The following is a 23043-nucleotide window of genomic DNA, read 5'->3' on the forward strand; positions in this document are numbered from 1 at the left end:
ACTTCCGATGCAGCGCCGCGCCATACTCGCTCTGGGCCTCGCCGCCCTGATCGCTGGCTGCTCGCCCGCGTCTCAGAAGGAAGCGACCCAGCCCGGCCGGACTGCCATGAAGCTGGCCACCGACTGGCGGGCCCAGGCCGAGCTGGGCGGCTACTACCAGGCCCTGGCGACCGGCGAGTATCAGAAGCGCGGCCTGGACGTCACCCTGATCCAGGGCGGACCGGCCGTGAACGTGCCCCAGCTGCTGGCCGCCGGGGCGGTCGATGTGGGCGTCGGCTCCAACAGCTTCATCGCCCTGAACCTGGCCAAGGAAAACGCCCCGGTCAAAGCCGTCGCCGCCTTCATGCAGAAGGACCCGCAGGTGCTGATCGCCCATCCGGGCCAGGGCGTGAACGGTTTCGCCGACATGAAGGGCCGGCCGATCCTGCTGTCGGACGCCTCGATCACCGCCTTCTGGGTCTGGCTACGGTCCAAGTACGGCTTCACCGACGACCAGGTGCGCAAGTACAACTATTCCAGCGCCCCGTTCCTGGCCGACAAGCGGGTGATCCAGCAGGGGTACGCGACCAGCGAGCCGTACCTGATCGAGAAGGAAAGCGGCATCAAGCCGGCGGTCTTCCTGCTGGCCGACAGCGGCTACCCCGCCTACGCTTCGTTCGCCCTCGTGCCAGACAGCCTGATCGCCAAGAATCCGGCGGCGGTGCAGGCCTTCGTCGAGGCCACGGCGGCGGGCTGGAAGTCGTATCTCTACGGCGACGCCAAGCCGGGCGACGCGGCGATCCTGAAGGACAATCCGGAAATGACCCAGGACGTCCTGGACCAGGCCCGCGAGAAGATGCGCAGCTATGGCATCGTCGGCAAGGACGGCGAGATCGGCCAGATGACCGACGCCCGCTGGGCAGAGCTGTTCAAGGTCACCTCCGAAGCCGGCGTCTATCCTGCGGACATGGACTACAGGAAGGCCTACACGCTGCAGTTCCTGCCCAAGGGCCAATGAGCCTCGCCAGTCTTTCCGGCGTCGAGGTCGACTACGACCGTGGCCGCGCCCTGGGACCGATTGACCTGAGCCTGTCGCCCGGCGAGGTCGTGGCCCTGGTCGGGCCGTCGGGCTGTGGCAAATCCACCGCGCTACGGCTGCTGGCGGGCCTGGAGGCGCCGACGCGCGGGACCGTGACCCGCGCCGCCGGCAAGGGTGAGACCGCCGTCGTCTTCCAGGCCGCGACTTTGGCCCCCTGGCTGCCGGCGCGAGACAATGTCGCCCTGCCGCTGGAACTGGCGGGGACCTCGAAAGTCGAAGCTCGCGCCGCCGCGGACGAAGCGCTGCGCAAGGTGGGCCTGGGCGCCGCGCTCAACGCCCGCCCTGCCCAGCTGTCCGGCGGCATGGCCATGCGCGCGTCTTTGGCCCGCGCCCTGGTCACCCGCCCGCGCCTGCTGCTGCTGGACGAGCCTTTCGCCGCGCTGGACGAGATCACCCGCCGCGCCCTGGCCGACGATGTCCTGGCCCTGACCGCTGAGCTGGCGCCGGCCGTTGTGTTCGTGACCCACAATGTCGAGGAGGCCGTCTACATGGCCGGCCGCGTCGTGGTCATGACCTCTGGCCCCGGTCGCATCGCCGGAGAGGTCGCCGTCGCCGGCCCGCTGGTCCGCCCGCCCGGCTTTCGAACAACCGAAGTTTTCCGTACGGCCGCCGAAGCCGTCTCGACCCTGCTGGCCGGCGCGATGGAGCGCGCGGCGTGACCCGTGTCCTGGCCCCTCTGATCCTGATCGCCGTTCTGCTGGCCGGCTGGGAGATCGCCTGCCGCGCGCTCGGTGTCGCGCCCTATTTACTGCCGCCGCCCAGCGCGATTGGCATGGCGCTGGCGCAGTCCTGGCCGCTGTTGCTGGGCTCAGCCTGGGCGACGCTGTCGACGGCGCTGCTGGCCCTGGTCATCGCCAGCCTGATCGCCTGTAGCCTGGCCCTCGCGGTCAGCCTGAATGGCCTCTTGGAAGACGCCGTCCGCCCGATCGCCGTCACCCTGCAAGTGACCCCCCTGGTGGCCATCGCGCCGCTGGTGACCATCTGGGCCGGCATCGACCACCCTGAGCGGGCGGTAACCGGGCTGGCCGCCGTCGTGGCGTTCTTTCCGATCTTCTCCGGCGCGCTTTCCGGATTGAAGGCCATCGATCCAGACCTGTCCCGCCTGTTCGATCTCTATGGCGCCACGCCCTGGCAGCGCCTCACGCGCCTGCGCCTGCCTTCGGCCGTCCCGGCCTTGCTGGAGGGGCATAAGGTCGCCGCCGGCCTGGCCGTCATCGGGGCCGTGGTCGCCGAGTTCGTGGCCGGCTCCGGCGGCTCCCAGGGCTTGGCCTGGCGCATTCTCGAGGCCTACAATCGGTTGCAGACCGCCAAGGTCTTCGCCGCTCTGCTGACCCTGGCGGTGCTGGGCGTCGCGCTGCACGCCACCATGGAATATTTAGAACGCAAGCTCCTGAACTCATGGCGGGGCCGTTAGCCATAGATTAAGCGGCAAGGCCTAGGACTGGTCGGTGAGAGATCCCTTGTCCTGGAACGGTTCATGCGCTCCGTCGCCCTCATCGCCGCCCTCGCCTGCGCCACTATGGCGCACGCCGATGGCGTTCGTGAGAGCCGTTACGGCCCCGAACGTGAACGCGCTCCCGCGCCGCTGAACGGCTCGCAACCCTACGGCGCCCAGCCCTATGCCGGTCGCACCCTGGGCTGGAGCGGCAAGCGCGCCGACGTCGCGCCGCCTGCGCCGCAAGCCGCCTCGCGGATCGCGGCTTCCCAGTCCGCCGCTCGCAACCAGCCCTGGTGGTCGCTGCCGGTCGGTGCGCCGCCCCCGATTCAGCCGCCCGTCCAGCAACAGGCCGTCCGCGCGCCCATCCCGCAACAGGTCCCGCAGGCCCCGGCCCGCGCCCTGCCACAGAGCATCTACGACGCACCGCCGGCCCCGCCGCAACCGCAGACCTACGCTCAAGCGCCCTACGTCGCGCCGCCCGTCGTGCCCCGCGCGCTGCTGCCGGGCCAAACCACCGCCCGCACCTATTCGGTCGGCCGCGAGTTCGGCCTGCAACCCGATCCCATTCCCGCCGCGGGCCCCTCGCGCATGGTGCTGGTCGGTCCGCCGGCCACCGCGCCCGACGACGACGAGCCGACGTCCCGCAGCGACAAGAAGGACGACACCCAGTGATGGAGTCCCGCCTTCACGACCTGATCGCGCTGGCCAACGAGCCGTCCAGCGCCAAGCGCCGCGAGCTGCTGCGCGGCGTGACCGACATGTTCTTCGAGGGCGAAGGTCATGGCTCCGTCGAGATGGGCCTGTTCGACGACGTCATGAGCCAGCTGGCCGGCGAGATGGAAGAAGCGGTCAAGGTCGAGCTGGCCCAGCGCCTGGGCGAAGCGCCCGCCCCGCCGCGCGGCCTGACCCGCACCCTGGCTTCAGACTCGATCGCCGTCGCCGAGCCGATCCTACGCTCCAGCGCCCTGACCGACGACGACCTGCTGCACGTGGCCCGCACTCAGGGTCAGGACCACCTTCGCGCCATCTCGCAACGCGCCAGCGTGTCCAGCGCCGTCTCCGACGCCATCGTCGCACGCGGCGACGACGACACCCTGGGCGTCCTGTTGCGCAACGAGGGCGCCGTGCTCTCGCGCACTGCTCACGAGACCGTCGTCGACCGCGCCGCGGCCAACCCGGCCCTGCACGAGGCGGTGATCGACCGCAACAGCCTGCCAGTCGACCTGCTGAACGAAATGTACTTCATGGTCGAGGCCAAGCTTCGCGACCGGATCATGGAGAAGAACGCCGGCATGGACCCGGCCATGCTGGAGGCGGCCCTGACCGCCGGCCGCAAACGTGTGGCCATGGACGACGGCGCCCTGCCCGCCGACTACGCCGCGGCCGAGAAGGAATTCCGCACGCTGCGCGCCAAGGCGAAGATCTCGCCGCAAGTGCTGGCCGGCATGCTGCGCGCCAAGAAGACGACCCTCTTCCTGGTGGCCTTGGCCGACCTGGCCGATGTCGACTTCCACACCGCCCGCAAGATCCTGGAGCGGCGCGAGATGGACGCCCTGTCGGTAATCTGCAAGGCGGCCGACTTCGACCGCTCGCTGTTCCTGACCTTCGCCCTGCTGATCCTGGATCCCTCGGACGAGGTGATGCTGCGCGCCCGGGCCTATGGCGAGCTCTATGCCGCCCTGCCGCGCGAGAGCGCTCTTCGCACCATCCGCTTCTGGCGCCTGCGTCGCACCACGGGCGACGTCGCGGCGGCATAACAGAACCCGCTTTCCCGGCGAAAGCCGGGACCCAGGTGGCGAGCTTTGGGGCTGACGCTATCAGCGTCAGCGCTTCTCCAATCATCCCCAGCGTTTCGAGATCTGGGCCCTGGCTTTCGCCAGAGGGACGGGTTTAGGCCGCTCTCGCGCCTTGCTTGCGCCATGGCGGACAGTCAAGGTGCCGCCTTCGTTGGCTCTACCCTGGATTCTCGATGATCAGCGCTTCGCGCTTGGCGCTTGTCGCCGCCGCCGGCCTCTCGCTGGCCGCCTGCTCGCATCTTCCCTCGCCCAAGCTGCCGCTGCTGAAGCATGAGGCCACTGCGCCCGAACCGGCTGACCTGCCCGGTCCCAAGCTGGCCGACCTCAAGCCGGGCCAGTGGGCGCAAGAGCTGTCCGACGTCGCCGTCGATCCGTCCTGGCGCTTCGGGACCCTGCCCAACGGCATGCGCTACGCCATTCGCAAGAACGCCACCCCGCCGGGGCAGGCCAGCTTGCGTCTGTGGTTCGACGCCGGCTCGCTGATGGAGGCCGACGACCAGCAGGGCCTGGCCCACTTCCTGGAGCACATGGCTTTCAACGGCTCCAAGAACGTGCCCGAGGGCGAGATGGTCAAGATCCTGGAGCGCCACGGCCTGGCGTTCGGAGCCGACACCAACGCCCAAACCAGTTTCGACCAGACCAGCTATCAGTTGGACCTGCCCAAGGCCGACGACGCCACGGTCGACAGCTCGCTGATGCTGCTGCGCGAAGCGGCCGGTGAGCTGACCATCGCCCTCGAGGCCGTTGATCGCGAGCGCGGCGTCGTGCTCTCCGAGCAGCGCACGCGCGACACCCCCGGCTATCGCGTCGCCATCGCCACCCTGTCGGCGCAGATGGAGGGCCAACTGCCACCCAAGCGCATCCCGATCGGCAAGACCGAGGTGCTGAAGACCGCGCCCGCCCAGCGCATCCGCGACTTCTACGAGGCCTGGTACCGCCCCGAGCGGGCGGTTCTGGTGGCCGTGGGCGATTTCGACGTCGACGCCATGGAAGCCAAGATCAAGGGCAAGTTCGGCGACTGGGCCGGCAAGGGCCAGCCGGGCAAGCTTCCCGACGTCGGTCCGGTGGCCAAGCGCGGCCCGACCGCCAAGGTCATCACCGAGGCCGGCGCGCCGTGGTCGGTGCAGATCAGCTGGATGCGCAAGCCCGACGACCTGCTGGAGAGCAAGGCCGTCGACGAGCGCGACATGCTGGAGAACCTGGGCTTTGCGGTCATCAACCGCCGCCTCCAGGCCATCGGCCGCTCGGCCGAGCCCCCGTTCATCGCCGGCGGTGCGTTCAAGAACGACCAGTACGGCGCGGTGCGGGTGACCACCTTCGCCGCCACCGCCCAGCCCACCGAATGGCAGGCCGCCGTCGAAGCCCTGGACGCCGAGCAGCGCCGCGTGCTGCAGTATGGCGTGCGTCAGGATGAGCTGGATCGCGAGATCGCCTCCCTGCGTTCGGTGCTGGCCGCCACCGCCGCCGGCGAAGCCACCCAGCGCACGCCGGCCCTGGCCAACCAACTGGTCGGCACCCTGAACGACGGCGAGGTCATCACCTCGCCCAGCCAGAACCTGGCCTTCTACGATCAGCTGGTGAAGGGCCTGACCGCCGAGCGGGTCAACGCCGTGCTGAAGACCGCCTTCGCCGGCCAGGGCCCGCTGCTGACCATCGCCGCCCCCACCGCGATCGACGGCGGCGACAAGGCGGTGCTGAAAGCCTACGAGGACGCCCGCGCCAAGCCGGTGCTGCCGCCGTCCGCGCCGGGCGAGACCGTATGGCCCTATTCCAGCTTCGGCCAGGCCGGCAAGGTCGCCGAGCAGAAGGACATCACCGATCTGGACGCCGTCTTCGTGCGCTTCGAGAACGGCGTGAAGCTCAGCATCAAGCCGACCAAGTTCCGCGACGATCAGATCCTGGTGAAGGTGCGCGCCGGTCACGGCCTGCTGGACCTGCCGTCCGACAAGCAGAGCCCGCTGTGGTCGGGCTCGGCCTTGATTGAGGGCGGCCTCAAGCAGATCCCCGCCCAGGACATCGAGCGCGTATTGACCGGCAAGATCTGGAACGCCCAGCTGGGCGTGGAGGACGACGCCTTCACGCTCACCGGCCGCACCCGTCCGGAAGACCTGTCCACCGAGATGCAGGTGCTGGCGGCCTATGCGGTCGAACCCGGCTGGCGTCCGGAGGCCTTCAATCGGGTCAAGACCGGCTACGGCACCCTGCACGACCAGCTGCAGAGCACCACCGGCGGCGTCCTGGGCCGCGATCTCGGCGGGCTGATGCACGAGGGCGACCAGCGCTGGACTTTCCCGTCGCGCCAGCAGATCGCCGCCGCCTCGCTAGACGAGCTGAAGACCGCCGTGGCCAACCCGCTGGCCCAAGGCGACCTGGAGATCGTCATTGTCGGCGACACCACGGTCGACAAGGCTATCGCCGCCGTGGCCGAGACCTTCGGCGCGCTGCCCAAGCGTCCCGGTGACCCGCCGCTGGCGGGCGCGGAGAAGGCGCCGTTCCCCGCCCCGTCGGCCCAGCCGGTCATCCGCACCCACAAGGGTCGCGCCGACCAGGGCGCGCTGTTCATGGCCTGGCGGACGGACGACCTCTTCGCCGACCTGCAACGCTCGCGCGACATCACCGTGCTCAGCCAGGTGATGCAGCTGCGGCTGATCGACGAGCTGCGCGAAAAGCAGGGCGCGACCTACTCGCCCTCGGCCTCGTCGACCGCCAGCGTGGTGTTCAAGAACTGGGGCTATCTGGCCGTCAGCCTGGAAGTGCCGCCCGAACAGCTCGACGGCGTCGTGGCGACCATCCGTGAGATCGCCGCCGACCTGCGCGACAAGCCGATCACGGCCGACGAGCTGGAACGGGCCAAGAAGCCGCGCATCGACCAGATCGAGAAGGCCCGCGCCACCAACGAATATTGGCTGAGCGCCCTCTCCGGCGCCCAGGACGATCCGCGCCTGCTGGACGCCAACCGCTCGGTGCTGGCGGGCCTGTCACGGGTCAGCGCTGCGGACGTCCAGAAGGCGGCCAAGGCCGTCCTGGCGGACGACAAGTCCTGGCTTCTGTTGGTGAAGCCGGAAGCCGGCGCCAAGTAAGACGCAGCAAAAAGGCCCTCCCAATCGGGAGGGCCTTTTCAGTTCCGGCTCCAGGACTGGATCCTAGTAGACGACCCCGCCGACGCCGCCGTCCAGGCTGAAGCTGGCGCCCAGCGTCTGGCGTTCCTGCACCATCTCCTCACGGTAGGCGGTGTAGGTCTCGGTGGTCAGGATGGTCAGCACCTTCACACCGGCCCCGAAGCGACGCAGCAGCGAGCGCTCGTTGCAGTCGCGGGCCGGACGTTGCGGACGGCAGCTCAGCGAAGCCTGGCCCTGCACGGCGCCAGGCACGTGGTACAGCGACTCGTTCTTGCGGCAGGTGTAGGTCTGGCCGGCGCCGCCGGTGCTGATGTCGATGCGGCCGTCATAGTCGCCGACGACGTACTGCATGCGCGAGCCGGCGATGCAGCGATAGAGCTCGCCGTCGTAGCCGTCCTCGATCTCGCGGTCGGGCGTGACCTGCGAGGCCGGGTGCGGCACGTCGCGGTCGTCCAGGCACACAGCGCGCACGACGACGCGGCGCAGCTTGGTGCGGGTGGCTTCATAGGCCTGGCGGCGGCGCTGCTCGCCGCCCTCGACATTCAGACCCTGAATGTAGCCGGTGGCCATCGGTCCCGAATAGTAGCCGCCGTGACCGCCGCCGCCGTAATAGTTCACCACGCCCGCGGCCGAGCCGGCGCCCGCCGCCGCGCCCGAACCGGAGCCGGCGTTGGCGGTGGCCGAAGCCGAGGCGTTGGCGTTGACGATCACCGTCGCGCCGATGTTCACATTGACGCCCGGGATGTTGACGTTGTGACCGCCGCCGCCCTTGCAGCAGCCGATCGGCGGCGCCGGAGGCTTGGGCGGAACCGGGGGCGGCTTGCAGCACGCCGGCGGCGTCGGGACACAACCGCTCGTGCAGCCGGCCGCATAGGCCGCGCCGCCCAGCAGCACGCCGCCCAGCAGCGTTCCCAGGCCGATCGCCAGCCTACGCGGGATCAATTTCAGCGCCTTCATCACGGCGGTTCCCTTCACATCGGGTCGTTCCGCTTTGGTTAAGCAAGAAACGGGCCGAGGCGGCCGCTCCGCCTGACTTGCGCCAGAATGGGACGGTGAAGCGCTTGGCCCGGTTCTCCCAGCAAGGTCCGTGCGGTCGAAAACAGCCGCGAATGGACCCGCCAGGGGACGACGATGTTCCATCCAAGCACGGAACGATTGATAGACTATTGGCGCGACAAAAAAGGTGAATCCGCCTTGCCGCGTCGCACCGACATCAATCCGGGCGATTTCCTGGAGCTGCTGCCCCAGGTGTTCATCCTGGGCCGCGACGGCGCGAGGCTGCCGTTCCGCCTGGCCGGCGGCTTTGTTTCGGACCTGCACGCCCGCGACCTGCGGGGTCACGACGCCCTGTCGCTATGGGCCCTGGCCCACCGTCTGGAGCTGAAAACCGCCCTCGACGTCGCGCGCAAGCGCCGCACGCCGGTGGTGGTCACCGCCGACATTCGCGCTCACGGCGTACCCAGCGTGGGGATGGAGGTGCTGTTCGCGCCCCTGCAAGGCGCGTCGGGCGAAACCGACCGCTTCCTGGGCCTCTATCAACCCAAGGCGATGATGGCCCGGTTGATGGGCCGCCCGGCCTATGAGCTGGCCGTGCGCGAGATCAAGCCGTTGGGCGACGGCAACGAAGACTTGCCCCGCCTGCGCCTGGCGACCCTGGATGGTCGGCGGATCGCCTAACCCTAGGGGCTGGGGCGCCCCGCCGCATCCAAACGCTTCCAGACATCGCCCGGCAATTCCAGCCGGGCAGCGGCCATCAGCTCGTCCAGTTGCTGCAGCGAGGTGGCGCTGGCCAGTGGCGCGGTGATGGCCGGGTGGGCCATGATCCAGGCCAGGGCGACCTGGGCCGGCGTCGCCCCGACCTCTTGCGCCGCGTCATCCAGAGCCGACAGGATCGCGCGCCCCTTGTCGTTCCAATATTCGCGCTTGATCGTCGACGCCCGCGCCCTGCCCTCGAAGTCGGCCTCGGTGCGGTACTTACCGGTCAGGAAGCCCGACGCCAAACCATAGAATGGAATGACGCCCAGCCCCTTAGCCTGCGTCAGGTCGGTCAGCGCGCCCTCGACCTCATCGCGATCGAACAGATTGAACTTCGGCTGAATCGTCTCGTAGCGCGCCAGGCCCTTGGCCGCCGAAATCTCCAGGCTGGACTTCAGCCGGGCCGGCGCGAAGTTCGAAGCCCCGATCGCCCGCACCTTGCCGGCCTTCAAAAGCCGATCGAAGGCTTCCAGGGTTTCGTCCTGGGCCGCCTCCTCGTCGTCGCGATGGGCCTGGTAGAGGTCGATATAGTCGGTCTGCAGCCGCTTCAGCGAACCTTCGACCGCCGCCTCGATATTGGCGGCCGACAGGCCCGGCTGCTTGGGCCACATGGCGACCTTGGTCAGGATCAGCACCTTCTCACGCTGGCCGGAGGTGGAGAGCCAACGGCCAATGACGCTCTCGGACTCGCCGCCCGTGTGGCCAGGGACCCAGGCTGAGTAGACGTCGGCCGTGTCGACGGCGTTGAAGCCGCCGTCGACGAAGGCGTCCAGCAGGTGGTGCGAGGTCGCCTCGTCCGCCGTCCAGCCGAACACGTTGCCGCCGAACACCAGCGGCGCGGTGGAGAGGCCGGAACGGCCGAGCGGGCGATGCTGCATCCTGTCTTCCTTACTCCGCAGCCACTGCGTGGCCGTCCTCGAACACCGGAACGTCCAGCGACGCCATCGGCGCCTTGCCGCGGATCAGGTCCGAGGCGCGCTCGGCGACCATGATCGTCGGGGCGTTGGTGTTGCCGCCCACCAGGGTCGGCATGACCGAGGCGTCCACGACTCGCAGGCCTTGCAGACCCTGCACCCGCAGTTGGTCGTCGACCACCGCCAGCGGATCGCCGGCCACGCCCATGCGGCACGCTCCGACCGGGTGGTAGATGGTCTCAGCCTTGGCGCGGATCCAGGCGTCCAGCTCGGCGTCGGTCTTCACGTCGGCGCCCGGCGCATATTCCGAGGCGCGGTAGGGGTCGAAGGCGGCCTGGGCCACGGTCTCGCGGGCGATGCGCACGCCCTCGCGGATGGCGCGGCGGTCCTCGTCCGTCGACAGATAGTTGGCGCGGATGGCCGGATCGTCGAACGGATCGGCCGACTTCAGGCCCACATGACCGCGGCTTTCAGGACGCAGCTGGCAGACGTGCAGGGTGAAGCCGTCCTTCTCGACCACGGTCTTGCCGTGGTCCTGCATGATCGCCAGCACGCCGTGGATCTGCAGGTCGGGCCGGTCCAGATCGGGCCGCGACTTCAGGAAAGCGCCGCTTTCCAGGAACTGCTGCCGGCCCAGCCCCTTGCCGAACATCATGTAGTTGAGGCCGACGCCCAGCTTGTTCAGCCCCTTGTTGGCCGAGAAGGCGGTCTTGAGGTTCTTGCTGGTCCACGAGACGCAGACGTCCAGGTGGTCCTGCAGATTGGCGCCGACGCCTTTGGACTCGTGGGTCACCGCGATGCCCTGGGCCCGCAGCTCGTCCGGCGCGCCGATGCCCGACAGCTGCAGGATGTGCGGCGACTGCACGGCCCCAGCGCTGAGCAGCACCTCGGCGTCGGCGTGGGCCACCTGGCGCTCGCCGCCCTTGCCGACCGCATATTCGACGCCGATCGCCCGGCCCTTCTCGACCAGGATCTTGGTGGTCCGCGCTTCGGTTATGCAGGTCAGGTTCGGCCGACCCAGCGCCTGGCTCAGATAGGCCATGGCCGTGCTCCACCGCTTGCCGTCGCGGATGGTCAGGTCATAGGGGCCAAAGCCCTCCTGCTGGTAGCCGTTGAAGTCCTTGGTGACCTTGTGGCCCGCCTGGCGGCCAGCCTCGATCAGCGCGCCGTAGAAGGGACTGTCGCTCTCACCCTTCGACACGTGCAGCGGGCCCGCCTCGCCATGATAGGCGTCGCCGCCGCCGTGATGGGTCTCCGAGCGCTTGAAGTACGGCAGCACCTCCGAATAGGACCAGCCCGACAGGCCCATCTGCCGCCACTGATCGTAATCGCGCGCATGGCCGCGGATATAGATCATGCCGTTGATCGCCGAGGACCCGCCCAGGCCCTTGCCGCGCGGCCACCACAGGCGCCGATTGTCAAGATGGGGCTCGGGGTCGGTCCAGAAGCCCCAGTTCTGGTCGCCCTTGTCCTTGATCAGATTGCCGACGCCGGCCGGCATGCGCACCAGGATCGAGCTGTTCTTGCCGCCAGCCTCCAGCAGCAGGACCTTGATGTTGGGATCTTCCGTCAGGCGCGCGGCCAGCACACAGCCGGCCGAACCGGCGCCGATGACGACGTAATCATAGCGTTCACTGGCCATGGCCCGGACGCCCTCCCTGAATGTTATCGTTGTTAAGGCAGAGAGTGATCCGGCTTTTCGCCGCGCGCAAGGGTTGGCGAACATTGCTCGCGCAAGCTGGAACTTGTCCCTGCGGCAACGCACACAGCCAATAATGCTGAGAAGTTTGGCGGGCTTTCGGCCATCCCGCTCCGGCCAGTGCAAAAGAGTGAGCGATCAGCAGGGCCGATCGCTCACCCAGTATGGGCGATCGGTCTGATCACCCGCCCGGCAAGTCCTTGGGGGGGACGGCCTGAGACTTCCTTGAGCTAGGGGTCGCGCGGGTCCGACGGATCGATGCGCGTCGAAGCGATCGAGGGCTTGAAGATCAGCGCCGTGGGCGCGAGGCGAGCGGTGACCTGGCCGGGCTGATAGCCAAGTTCGGCCGCCGCCCTCGCCTTGAAGTCGGGGCCTTCGATATACTGGGCATGCTGGGGGTTGGTGACGATCAGCGCCTCGCGCTCCAGCGGCGCGCCCATCGCCAGCAGCCTTCGCGTGACGTTTCGAAGGTTGGTCGTCGTGTGCCGCGCATAGGGCTCGATCAGAACACGCTCGGCGGGCACGCCGTAGCGCTCGACCAGCGCCTTGCGCATCTCGACCGCTTCGACGAACGCCGTGCCCTTGGGGTGGACGCCGCTGCCGGACACGATCACGAAGGGTGCCAGACCCGCCGCGAACTGCTGGGCGGCCAAGCGGACATTGAGCTTGCCCCGGGCGCTCAACGGCGTGGAAAGATCGGTCGGTCCGACGCCCGGTGCGATGATCGCGACATACCGGTAGCGCTTCCAGTCGACGGTCGGCGCCGACGACAGCGCCGCGGCGTTGTAGGTCGCATCCAGAGGCTCGAATGCGACGGCGTCGTCCGCGCCGTTGGCGTCGAGCAGCGCCATCGCCACCGCTAGGCTCGGATCGAAATCCGCGCCCGGATCGTCACGGCCCGCTTCCGCCAGCATCATGGCGTCGGCCAGGGTGGCGTTGAACTGCGCGCTGCCCGGCGGGTCGATCGGCCCATCGATCTGCGGATAACGCGGGACGGCGCGCAGACCATAGACCTGGACGATGGCGTTCAGCCCCCTCAGCTCCCGCAGCACCTGGGCGGAAACGCCGTCGTCGGCCGCAACCGCCTTGCGACTTGCGGGCTTCAGCGCGGGTGCGGCCTGAGCGGCGACCTCGTCCATCTCCGCGTCCGTCCACAGAGACGCTCGCAGGACGCACGGCGCACCGCGCTGGCAGGCGTCCAGGCGCTTTCGCCGCTCGGCCCGCATCGACGACGCGACCTGCGCCCCCTCGGGACTTTGCGCCAGCGCCGTCAGGGCGGGAAAGAGCCGGCCGGCCAGCAGCGCCCAGTGCTTGTCGCCGACCGGCGCGGCCAGCGCGGAGCCGCCGCTCAGGGCCACGACCATCAGACAGGCGCTCATCACGAGACGGATCGCTATGCGGGACATCATGGAATTTGGCGGCTTTCCAATGGGGAGGGACCGACCAGCGCGGTCATGGCTTCCAGGGCGCGGGCGCGCTGGGTGTCGTCGAGAGTGAGATATCTCGCCGATCCGCGAGCGTCGGCCTCGAACCGGGCGACGCCGTCGGGCAGGACCTTGATCGCGCCCGGACCCGACAGCGAGAAATAGCCGCGGTCGGGACGGACCGCGTAGAGGACCGAGGTCAGGTCGAAAGTCTTGTGGTCGTGCAGCGCCCCGCTGGGCGCCGTGGCGGACCGGTAGGTCTGGTCCATGTACCGATAGGTGATCGGGATGGGATGATCTGGGGCGCGGGCGAACCGGCGCTGGATGTCCGCCCCCTTCATCCGCAGGGTGAAGCCGACCTCCGCGCCGCTGGCGACGATGGGCGTGGGCCAGTCGCGAAACAGCGCCCGGGCGGACGGGATGTCCTTGCGGATGTTGTACTCGGGGCGGCTCTTCAGGAGGACTTCGTCACCGACCCGCGCATCGGCGAAGCGGCCGGCCATGATCGACAGCAGCCGGACCTTGCGCCGCACCAGATCTCTCCCCTTCAGCGGGCTGGCCGCATCGGGTCCGCTGGCCAGCAGCCGCGCCAGATTGGTCGAGAAGCCGATGGCGACGACCACGACGCTGGCGTCCGGCTGCGCGGCCAGGGTCTTTCGCAGCAGCGCCACCGCCTCAGGCGCGTCATCCCCGTCCGCCAGGCTGTGAGGGAACTTTGGGGTTCCGTCGAGCGTGCGCAGCTTGGCGACGTACTCGGTGTACATCGGCGCGCCCGCGTCCATCGGTGCGCCGTCCCCCGCCCAGCGCGCCAGCGGCTTGACGCCATTCCGCACGAGGCCGACGGGGATGCCGGGACGGCCATAGGCGGTGTCGAGCAGATCGACATAGGCGGCGCACCAGCGGTCGTCCGTCGAGCTGGTGACAGCCAGGATCCTCGCCTCGCCGCGGTCCTGCAGCGCATGCAGCATCGCCAGGGCCAGAGCGTCGTCGATGTCGCCCCACATGTCGGTGTCGAGGATGATCGACGTGGGCGCGGCATCGCGCGCCTGCGCTTGGCCGGACATGAGGCCCGCTCCCAGGACGATGGCCGCCAGGGCCGCCACGGCTTGCTTCATACGCCCCTCCCCTTCGCCGTGCGGCCGAGCCGGCGCGACGCCGGCTCGGCCATGGCCCTTAGAACTTCACGCGGCCGCCGAAGAGGATGCGGCGATCCAGCTCCTCGACATTGAACGGCATGTGGAGCGCGCTGGACTTGTTGACCCGCTGCGATCGGGTGAGGTTCAGCACCTGCATCTGCAGCGAGAAGCGGTCGGTGAGGTCGTAGTTGGTGCTGAAGTCCAGCTGGCCGTACGGATCGGTGAAGCGCGGAATGCCGAAGTCGCTGTTGAACTCGGCCAGGAAGCGCGCGCGCCAGGAATACGAGAAGCGGGCGTCGAACCGGCCGTTGTCGTAGTAACCGACCAGATTGTAGCTGTTCTTCGACAGGCCCGGCAGGCCCGCGCTGCGCACGTCGCCGGCCGTGGCGAAGTCGGCCGAGCTCTCGGTGTAGGCATAGTTGGCCACGAAGCCGAAGTCGCGCAGGGCGTCCGACACGAAGTCCAGCCGCGACTGGGCGGTCAGCTCGAAGCCCTTGATCTTGGCCGACACGCCGTTGACCGGCCGCACGAAGGTGATCGGCCCCGTCACCAGCACCGCGTCCGCCTGACGGGGGAAGGTGCGATTCTCGACGAACGCGGTCGTGTCGATGAAGTCCTTGATGTCCTTGTAGAAGACATTGGCGCCGATCAGGCCGCCTCGCCCGAAGTACCACTCCGCGCCCAGGTCGAGATTGTCGGCGGTATAGGGCGTCAGCTCCGGATTGCCCATGGTGCCGCGGCCGCCGCTGGCGTCGATGCCGTTGAAGCTCTCGCGCGGCGCGACGTCGCCCAGGTTCGGCCGCGTCAGGGTCCGGCCGTAGGCGGCGCGCAGCACCACGTCGGGAGCGACCTCCCACTTGGCGGTCAGGCTGGGCAGGAAGAACTGGTAGGTCTTGTCGACCGTCACCGGAGTGATCTGCTGGCTGGGCAGGTTGGCGTTGATGACCCGGTTGCCGGTCGCCGACTGCTCGGTCCGGACGAAACGCAGGCCGGCGACGAGGTTGAAGCGCTCGACCTCGACCTGGGCCTCGGCATAGCCGGCGAAGGTCTTCTCGGTGACCTCATAGCTGCCGCTGGCCTCGTTCGGGATTTGACGGGTCAGGGCCGTTCCGGCGATCGGCGCGCCGCCTCGGCCGTTGGGCAGGAACAGGGCCAGCACCTTGTCCTCGTCGACATTCAGCAGCTGGTTCGGTACGGACGCGCCCGCGCCACGGACGTTGAAATCGACCAGGCTGGCGACGGCCGACAGGTTCGGCACGGCCAGGGTCGAGGTTCCGGCGATACGGTTCAGGCGGGTGTCGAACGCCTGGCGGCTCTTCTCGCGGTCCGAATAGCGGGCGCCGAACTTGATGCTCTTGAGCGCGCTGTCGAACGTGCGCTCGACGTCCAGCTTGGTCGAGAACTCGTTGTCCTCGTCGCGCGTCGGGCGGAACGCGAAGGTGTTGAACAGGAAGTTCTCTGGATTGCCGACGAAGTCCGTCGCCGTCGAGCCGAAGTCCAGATAGTCGCCGCGCACAGTGTAGCTGACCGTGCCGGGGTCGAAGACGCCCGCCGCATTGGCCAGGCGGAACGAGTAGAGGTCGAAGGTGGAGTCGTTCTCGCGACTGGAATAGCCGACCATGGGCGCGATGGTCCAATGCTCGGTGGGCGTCCACTTGGCCGAGGCCGAGGCTTGGTAGAACTGCTCGTCGGTCGTGTAGAAATTGGCGCCGACGCGCTGCTGGATGTTGGTGAAGTCGCCCTTGGTGATCACGCCGTTCTGGACCGTGATGTTGGTCGGGGCGTTGGCGCCGCCCTCGATCGCCATGTCGTCGCGCAGCGCGTTGCGATGGCTGTCCAGCTTGCCGTAGAGGCCGTCCAGCGTGAACTCCAGCGTGTCGGTCGGACGAGCCTGGACGCTCAGGGTCGAGCCGAACGTCTTGCGGTCATCCTTGACGTAGTAGTAGCGCGGGCCATTGGCGATCAGCAGGGCGCCGACGTCGGCTGAGGCCTTGATCGGCCCGGTGTTGGAGTTGCTGAACGCGCGCCAACTGCCGCCCTCGACGGTGTCGGAGCGATAGGTGGCATCGGCGTAGGAGACCGAGGCGACGACCCCGTACTTGCCGGCGTTGTAGCTGAGCAGCGCCGCGCCGCGTCCATCGGCCTTCTCGTTGATGCCGCTGTAATTGCCCAGGACCGAGGCCGACATGTGGAAGCCGTCCTTCTGGTCCAGCGGCCGCGGCGTCTGCAGCGACACCGAGCCGGCCAAGCCGCCTTCGGTCTGCGAGGCCAGGCTGGTCTTGTTCACGACCGCGCCGGTGAAGAGTTCCGAGGCCAGGATCTCGAAGCTGAAGCCGCGTCCGCCGCTGCCCTCGCTGTTGCCCAGGCTGCGTGCGCCGTCGTTGTTGGAGGTGCCGGCCACGCCGTTGACCTCGACCAGGGTGAACTGCGGACCCAGGCCCCGCAGGTTGATCGCCCGGCCTTCGCCGAAGGCGTTGCGGTCCAGGGTGACGCCGGGGATGCGCTGAAGCGATTCCGAGATGTTCAGGTCCGGAAACTTGCCGATGTCCTCGGCCGTGATCGCGTCGGAGATGCCCGAGGCGTCGCGCTTGATGCTGATCGCCCGCTCGAGGCTGGCGCGAAAGCCCTGGACGACGATCTCGTCGACGGTGGCGCCCGCATCCGGTGGGGTCGCGATCGGCAACGCGCCGCCGGTGGTCTGGGCCAGCGCCATGCCCGGCGCGAAAGCGATCGAGGCCAGTAGCGCCCCGCGCAAGCTCACTCGACGAAACAACATCACCATTCCCCTCCAAGGAATTAAATCGCTTGTAGGGATTTAATATAGCGCCAATGGGAGCGTTCAAAGTGTAATTTTTGCGACAGCACACTCCCACGGCACTCAACGCCCTCACGATAGCACCAAAATATTTTAGCGATATCAGTCATATAACTAGATTCCCGCCATTGCGTAGCAGCCTAAAGATTGGTCACGCATTGGTATTTAATTGGCCTATCTAGCGCTTAAGCCTCACGACGGGGATAAATGGCGAGACTTTCGACGGCTTGGGAAAGCCCGCCGCCCCTGAAAGCGACGAGGTCGATCTTGACGCCCATCACCCAGTTTTCGCTCATTCCCAGCCACAAGGCCGTCCTGCGGGAGATCCATCGCGCCGGATCGGCGACGCGCATCGACCTCACCAAGACCACAGGCCTGTCGACCCAGTCGCTGACGCGGATCACCAAGGAGCTGATCGACGACGGCCTGATCGTCGAGGGCGAGCGCCGCATCACCGGGCGCGGCCAGCCGGCGATCTATCTGTCGATCCGTCCCAGCTGCATGGTGTCGTTCGGCCTGGTCATCGAGCACGACCAGATCACCTGCGTGGCCTCGGAACTGGGGGGCGAGCAACTGGTCTATCTGAAACGGCACGGCGACTTCCAGAAGGCCGACGCCGCGCTCGCCGAGGCCGGGGCAATGCTGGCGACCGCGATCGACCAAGCCCCGCCCAAGGCCCTGGCGCTGGGGGTCGGCGTCTCGGTCTCGGGCTTCTTCGTCGAAGAGGGCTCAAGACGCTTCGTCTCGCGCAACGACATCGAGGGCTGGCGGGCGATCGACCTAGCCCACGACCTTCCCCTTCCGCTCCCGATGCCGGTCTTCGTCGAGAACGACGGCCGCGCCGCCGCCATCGGCCAGGCCGTCGACGGGATCGGGCGCGGGCTGGAGAGCTTCTTCCTGGTGCTGATGACCAAGGGGATCGGGGGCGGCTTCGTCTACCGGGGCGAACTGATCCGGGGCAGCCTCGGCAACGCCGGCGACCTGACGGGCTTCGTGCCGCGCAGCCCGTCCACCAAGCGCCCCACGGCCGAGAGCCTGGCCAATTTCCTGCGCCAGAAATGGAGCGCGCCGCCGACCGACGCCCAGATCGACGCGGCCCTGCGCGAAGACGACCCTGCGATCCTGGAATGGCTGGTCGGCGCGGGACAATCCCTTCAGGAGGCGTTGGCCGTGGTCGCAGGCCTCCTGGATCCCAAGGCGATCATCCTGGCGGGACGGCTCTCGCCGGCCGTGCGTCAGGCGCTTGCGGATCGGGTCAAGGTGGAGACGGTCAACTTCGCCGGCTTCCAGGCGCCGCCGCCGATGATGCTGGTCGATCCCAAGACCGACTGCCTGTCGGTCGGCGCGACCGCCCTGCCCGTCGCCGCGTATCTCTACAGCCGATAGGCGTTCAGGCCGGCTGCCCGGCGCGTCCACGGCGCAGCAGGAGCCCGGTCATGGCGACGGCGGCGATCGAGGTGGCCAGCGCCGCCCCGATCATGCTGGCCAGGTCATGCCGCCCGGCCCCCTCGATCAGCGGCCCCACGATCAGCGCGCCGACCGCGCCCGCCGCATGGGTCGCGGCGATCGCGACCCCGAAGATCGCCGCGTCCCGTCGCCGTCCGGTCCGGACCGCGTCGTCGCGCGCCAGCAGCGCCACCGCCGTCCACATGCTGGTCAGCAACGCGCCGATCGCCACCCCATGGACCAGAGCCGCGACCAGACGCAGCGACGTCTGTCCCTCTCCCATCGCCTGCGCCCAGGCCGTGATCGCGGCGACGACCGCGATGGCGATCAAGGCGCGCGCCTCGCCAAGGGCGCGCTCCAGCCGCTTCATCGCGCCCGGCCCCAGGATCGAACCGGCGCAGAACGCGCAGAGGAACCAGGCCCCCAGATTGCGCCATCCATCGACGTCGGGCGCGAAGATCAGCAGGCGTCGCGTCACCGGCAGGATGATCGCGGCCACGCAGACGATCAGGAAGACCGCGCCCCAGCCGGCCGGCGCCCGCCGCCTCTCCCGCACCGTCGGTTCGGGCGCAGGCATGGGCGACGGCGGCCGGATGCCCAGCATGAGCGCGGCGCTGACGACCACGCCGATCGCGACCAGGGACAGCGCCGGCAAGGCCAGGCCTGCCAGACGCCCGCCGGCCCACAGATAGGCCAGGGTGATCGCCAGCTTGGCGATGGGCGACAGCATGGTCTGCAGCCGCACGTAACGACGGGTGTCCTCGTCGTCGCGGGGCAGGATCGAGCTGAGCGCCTTTTGCGGAATGTCCTGCAATGCGTACCCCACGCGAAAGGCCAGCCCCGCCGCCAGGAGGACGCCAAGATCAAGGGCGGTGAACTGCAGCACGAAGGACACGCCGGTCACGATCGCGCCGACCAGCTGCAGCCAGAGCAGCTTGCGCGGCGAGAGGCCGAGCGCCGTCATCAGATAGCCCGCGCCCAGCGTGGCCAGCGCCCCGACCGACAGGAACAGAAACAGCATCTGCCCGACCGCTTCCCCCGCCAGGCCGACCTCGGCATGCAGCCGCCACGCCAACAGCATGTCGGTCGTCAGCCAAGGCACGCACTTGCCGAAGTTGCCCGCGCAGAAGAGAGGACGATTGAGGTCGAAGCGGGCGGGCGACTTGCGCGCGTCCGATACAGCCTTGGTCGCCGAAGCCAGGGTCATGGTGGGTCCAATAGGGACCAACGGTTACAGGAAGACGTCAACCCCGGCCTGGCCTAGGCGGCGGCGTCGGGCTCACTCGCGATGGCAAGCCATGATCGCCTGCCCTGAAGAATGGGCGTTCACACCTAATCGAATCCAGCCTACGCTACCTATGGGCGAGCCGACATGCTCAAACCGTCGCGTCAGGCGAGGTCTTCCCCCTGCGCTGCGGACCGTGTCTGCCCGCCCCTTCCGACGTCCCTCTCGATCGGACGCCAGAAGCGGGAGCGTCGTCGCCATCCCCCCAAAACGGCCGGCGACGCTCCCAACAGCCATTAGCCTTCGACCGCCCTCAGATCGCGGGCGTAACGCCTCCAGTTCTCGACATAGTGCAGGGCCGAGGCCTGCAGGATCATCGCCTGGTGCTCGCTGACCTCGCGGATGATCTTGCCCGGCGCGCCGACGACCATCGAGTTGTCCGGGATCTCCTTGCCCTCGGTGATGAGGGCGCCGGCGCCGATCAGGCAGTTCTTCCCGATCTTCGCGCCGTTCAGCACGATCGAGCCGATTCCGATCAGACTGCCGTCGCCGATCGTGCATCCGTGCAGCATCACCATGTGGCCGATGGTGACGTTGGCGCCGATGGTCAGGGGAACGCCAGCATCGGTATGAAGAACCGAGCCGTCCTGGACATTGCTGTTCTCGCCGACGGTGATCGGATCATTGTCGCCGCGGGCCACCGCACCCCACCAGATGCTGGCGTTCTTCTTGAGAATCACGTTGCCCATCACGCTGGCCGACGGCGCGATCCAGTATTCGTCCTGCGGCGGAAGCGTCGGGGTCACGGCGCCCAGCGAATAGACAGTCATCCGTATGCCTCGTTTCTTGTGAGCGATTTTCCGGTTAACGCCCCATAAACCATGATTTGCCATTGTAGGAGGGCGGAACGAGAGGGAACATTCCTTAAGCGGGAATCACTTTCTTCTCCCCGCTGACGAAGACGGGGTGTTGCTCTTGGCGTTTCGGCGTACAGCATCGACCATCGCAGGCTCTCCCGAGCCGCCGCGTCGCGCGCCTGATTTCGTGCCTGGCTTCGTTTCTGTCCAGCCCACCGACAACCAGCTCACAAGTAAGGACGACGCCTTTTGGCCTCGTCCTTTTTTCATGCCCGAATGGAGGCTTTGATGACCAAGCGAGCCCTGAAGCGGATGGCGCGCGAAGGCGCGTATGAGACCAGCCAGTATGGTGATGACGCCAAGGTGCGTCGCCTGCCGGTCGATGTTCGCGACCGTGGGAACAGCTGGAACCCGCTGGGGCATGACGGCGCGCCAAACAATCCAGAGCGCGATCAGAGCTACCTCAAAACGATAAAACCGAAGTCGCCAGGTCAGGCCCAGTTGATGGAGGCCATCGACGAAAAGAACCTTGTCATGGCGCTCGGCCCGGCTGGCACCGGCAAGACCTACATCGCCATCGCCAAGGCCGTGGAGGCCCTGGAGGCGGGCCGCGTCAATCGCATCGTCCTGTCGCGTCCCGCGGTCGAGGCCGGCGAGTCGATCGGCTACCTGCCCGGCGACATGGAGGACAAGCTGGCCCCCTATCTGCGCCCGCTCTACGACGCCCTGACCGATCGCCTGTCGGTCAAGCGCATGCGGGCCCTGATGGCCGAAGGCGCCATCGAGATCGCGCCGGTCGGCTTCATGCGCGGCCGCACCCTCAACAACGCCTTCGTGGTCATCGACGAGGCCCAGAACTGCACCTACATGCAGCTGAAGATGCTGCTGACCCGCCTGGGCTGGCACTCGACCATGGTCGTCACCGGCGACCCGAACCAGTCGGACCTCTTGCCCGGCATTTCGGGCCTGGCCGACGTCGCCGACCGCTTCGAGGCAGTCTCCAACATCGCCGTCGTCCGCCTGGCCGACCGCGACATCGTCCGCCACCCGCTGGTGGCCGAGATGCTGGGCGTGCTCTGAAACTTTCACGTCCGGTCGACCTGGAAAGCGCTCCCTTCGCGGAGCGCTTTCTTTTTTCGCCAAGGTCGAGAACAGCATTGACCGCTCTCGAAAGTTGAGCGCCAATACTGACGATATTCAGGCAACATAGGGAAGCTGCGATGAAGACCCGCTCCGCCTTCGCCCCGACCGCCTTCGCCCTGGCCGCTGTGACCGGCGCCCTGATGGCGACGACCGCCTTCGCCCAGACCGCAAAAGCCCCCGCTTGGACCCCGCCGCCCGGCATGGGCGCGCAAATGCCCATGAGCGGCTTCGGCGCCGATGTGTGGTCCGTCATGGCCGTGCGGAGAGCCGACGAGAACGCTCTCAAGATCGTCGACAAGGGCGGCTGGAGCCGGGCCCGCGAAGCCGCCGCCGCCATCAATGGCGGACGCTGCGGCGAGGCCGGTATCATCGCCGCCCAAGCCCAGGACACGCGCCTGATGGAAGGCGTCAAGCGCGCCTGCAAGTACGGCTGATCCGACTTAACCCGGCCGCTCCCTAGAGCGGAGCGGCCCCTTCGAGAGGATTCGATATGCGCGAGTTTCTGCTTGGCGCCGTCGCAACCCTGGTGATCGCAGGCGCGGTTCAGGCCCAGACCCGAACCCTCACCAGCCCGGTCACCACCACGCCAAACCTCAACTACTCCACAGCCAACTATGATGGCTGGAGCGTCAATTCACTGCATCCGGCGAGAGGCCGGATGCTGAAGGCGATAGATGCGGAAACCGACCGGCATTCGTGGTCCCGCGCCCGCCAAGCCGCCATCGCCATCAATGACGGTCGCTGCGCCGACGCCGTAGCCGTCGCCATGTCGGCCAAGGACGCCAAGCTGCTCAGAGGCATTCAACGCGTCTGCAAGGGCGCGTAAGCGCTGGAAAGAGAACAATCGTGCGCAAGATCATTCTCGCTGGCGTTTTCGCCGCCCTGTCGACCAGCGCCGCGATCGCTCAGACGGCGCCCGGCGGTCCGCCGGCCAATACGATCTTCGTCGATAACATCACCGCCGGCGGCTATTCGGGCTCGCAGCGCCTGATGAACGTGCCGCAGATCAACTATACCGAAGAAGCCCGCCTGAGAGCGGTCCGCGCGCGCGCCGCCGCTGGCCTCATCCGCGATGGCCGGTGCGGAGACGCGGCTCGCCTGGCGCATCATCAACGCGACGAGGCCATGGTTCAGCGCATCGGCGAGGTCTGCTCCACCGCTGCGCACGCGCCGACGCCGCCGGCATAGGCGGAACGAA

General features: G+C 68.0%; 20 protein-coding genes. 12 read left to right on the top strand and 8 right to left on the bottom strand.

Annotated features, from left to right (window positions below):
- The first annotated feature begins 7 nt into the window (after positions 1-7).
- The 6 genes from E1H18_RS20375 to E1H18_RS20400 all read left to right on the top strand — a co-directional run bounded on the left by E1H18_RS20375 (position 8) and on the right by E1H18_RS20400 (position 7392).
- Positions 8-997, top strand: coding sequence for an ABC transporter substrate-binding protein (locus tag E1H18_RS20375; RefSeq protein ID WP_172271917.1), 990 nt, complete (start codon positions 8-10; stop codon positions 995-997).
- Positions 994-1737 carry an ABC transporter ATP-binding protein gene (locus tag E1H18_RS20380; RefSeq protein WP_172271920.1) on the top strand — a complete coding sequence of 248 codons (744 nt, stop codon included), beginning with the start codon at positions 994-996 and terminating at the stop codon, positions 1735-1737. The genes E1H18_RS20375 and E1H18_RS20380 overlap by 4 nt, the downstream gene beginning before the upstream one ends.
- A complete protein-coding gene (locus tag E1H18_RS20385; protein ID WP_172271923.1) occupies positions 1734-2492 on the top strand; it encodes an ABC transporter permease subunit in 759 nt (252 codons plus the stop codon). The genes E1H18_RS20380 and E1H18_RS20385 overlap by 4 nt, the downstream gene beginning before the upstream one ends.
- A 63-nt stretch (positions 2493-2555) precedes the next feature.
- Positions 2556-3188 carry a hypothetical protein gene (locus tag E1H18_RS20390; RefSeq protein ID WP_172271926.1) on the top strand — a complete coding sequence of 211 codons (633 nt, stop codon included), beginning with the start codon at positions 2556-2558 and terminating at the stop codon, positions 3186-3188.
- Positions 3188-4273: a DUF2336 domain-containing protein gene (locus E1H18_RS20395; protein ID WP_172271929.1), complete on the top strand. Its 1086-nt coding sequence runs from the start codon at positions 3188-3190 to the stop codon at positions 4271-4273. The genes E1H18_RS20390 and E1H18_RS20395 overlap by 1 nt, the downstream gene beginning before the upstream one ends.
- Before the next feature lie 212 nt (positions 4274-4485).
- Entirely contained in the window at positions 4486-7392 is a 2907-nt protein-coding gene (locus tag E1H18_RS20400) for a pitrilysin family protein (RefSeq protein WP_172271932.1), read from the top strand.
- A gap of 63 nt (positions 7393-7455) precedes the next feature.
- On the opposite strand, the gene E1H18_RS20405 is transcribed toward E1H18_RS20400, so the two are convergent.
- A complete protein-coding gene (locus E1H18_RS20405; protein WP_172272781.1) occupies positions 7456-8388 on the bottom strand; it encodes a hypothetical protein in 933 nt (310 codons plus the stop codon).
- Between the two features lie 174 nt (positions 8389-8562).
- On the opposite strand from E1H18_RS20405, the gene E1H18_RS20410 reads away from it, so the two are divergent.
- Positions 8563-9108 carry a PAS domain-containing protein gene (locus tag E1H18_RS20410; protein WP_172271935.1) on the top strand — a complete coding sequence of 182 codons (546 nt, stop codon included), beginning with the start codon at positions 8563-8565 and terminating at the stop codon, positions 9106-9108.
- A 2-nt stretch (positions 9109-9110) separates the two neighbouring features.
- On the opposite strand, the gene E1H18_RS20415 is transcribed toward E1H18_RS20410, so the two are convergent.
- The 5 genes from E1H18_RS20415 to E1H18_RS20435 form a co-directional block, all read right to left on the bottom strand.
- Positions 9111-10064: an aldo/keto reductase gene (locus E1H18_RS20415; protein ID WP_172271938.1), complete on the bottom strand. Its 954-nt coding sequence runs from the start codon at positions 10062-10064 to the stop codon at positions 9111-9113.
- 10 nt (positions 10065-10074) lie between these two features.
- Positions 10075-11742 carry a choline dehydrogenase gene (locus E1H18_RS20420; protein WP_172271941.1) on the bottom strand — a complete coding sequence of 556 codons (1668 nt, stop codon included), beginning with the start codon at positions 11740-11742 and terminating at the stop codon, positions 10075-10077.
- A 287-nt stretch (positions 11743-12029) separates the two neighbouring features.
- Positions 12030-13178, bottom strand: coding sequence for a YdcF family protein (locus E1H18_RS20425; protein WP_172272784.1), 1149 nt, complete (start codon positions 13176-13178; stop codon positions 12030-12032).
- Positions 13179-13204: 26 nt separating this feature from the next.
- On the bottom strand, positions 13205-14338 hold the full coding sequence (locus E1H18_RS20430; protein ID WP_206679106.1) for a nucleoside hydrolase: 1134 nt from the start codon (positions 14336-14338) through the stop codon (positions 13205-13207).
- 58 nt (positions 14339-14396) lie between these two features.
- Positions 14397-17135, bottom strand: coding sequence for a TonB-dependent receptor (locus tag E1H18_RS20435; protein ID WP_172271944.1), 2739 nt, complete (start codon positions 17133-17135; stop codon positions 14397-14399).
- A gap of 306 nt (positions 17136-17441) precedes the next feature.
- Here E1H18_RS20435 and E1H18_RS20440 point away from each other — a divergent pair, with 306 nt between their 5' ends.
- On the top strand, positions 17442-18560 hold the full coding sequence (locus tag E1H18_RS20440) for an ROK family transcriptional regulator (protein WP_172271947.1): 1119 nt from the start codon (positions 17442-17444) through the stop codon (positions 18558-18560).
- A 4-nt stretch (positions 18561-18564) separates the two neighbouring features.
- Here E1H18_RS20440 and E1H18_RS20445 read toward each other — a convergent pair whose 3' ends face one another.
- Both E1H18_RS20445 and E1H18_RS20450 read right to left on the bottom strand, forming a co-directional pair.
- The gene (locus E1H18_RS20445; protein ID WP_172271950.1) at positions 18565-19827 is read right to left on the bottom strand and encodes an MFS transporter; all 1263 of its coding nucleotides are present in this window, start codon (positions 19825-19827) and stop codon (positions 18565-18567) included.
- A 314-nt stretch (positions 19828-20141) separates the two neighbouring features.
- Positions 20142-20675: a gamma carbonic anhydrase family protein gene (locus E1H18_RS20450; protein ID WP_172271953.1), complete on the bottom strand. Its 534-nt coding sequence runs from the start codon at positions 20673-20675 to the stop codon at positions 20142-20144.
- Positions 20676-20978: 303 nt separating this feature from the next.
- On the opposite strand from E1H18_RS20450, the gene E1H18_RS20455 reads away from it, so the two are divergent.
- The 4 genes from E1H18_RS20455 to E1H18_RS20470 all read left to right on the top strand — a co-directional run bounded on the left by E1H18_RS20455 (position 20979) and on the right by E1H18_RS20470 (position 23033).
- The gene (locus tag E1H18_RS20455; RefSeq protein WP_172271956.1) at positions 20979-21782 is read left to right on the top strand and encodes a PhoH family protein; all 804 of its coding nucleotides are present in this window, start codon (positions 20979-20981) and stop codon (positions 21780-21782) included.
- Between the two features lie 140 nt (positions 21783-21922).
- Complete coding sequence (locus tag E1H18_RS20460; RefSeq protein ID WP_172271959.1) at positions 21923-22279, top strand: hypothetical protein; 357 nt, start codon at positions 21923-21925, stop codon at positions 22277-22279.
- 56 nt (positions 22280-22335) lie between these two features.
- Positions 22336-22671, top strand: coding sequence for a hypothetical protein (locus E1H18_RS20465; RefSeq protein ID WP_172271963.1), 336 nt, complete (start codon positions 22336-22338; stop codon positions 22669-22671).
- Positions 22672-22691: 20 nt separating this feature from the next.
- Positions 22692-23033 carry a hypothetical protein gene (locus E1H18_RS20470; protein WP_172271966.1) on the top strand — a complete coding sequence of 114 codons (342 nt, stop codon included), beginning with the start codon at positions 22692-22694 and terminating at the stop codon, positions 23031-23033.
- The last annotated feature ends 10 nt before the right edge of the window (positions 23034-23043 follow it).

Origin of the sequence: Caulobacter sp. RHG1 (genome assembly GCF_013181195.1) — a bacterium.
In the GTDB taxonomy this organism is placed as follows: Bacteria; Pseudomonadota; Alphaproteobacteria; order Caulobacterales; family Caulobacteraceae; genus Caulobacter.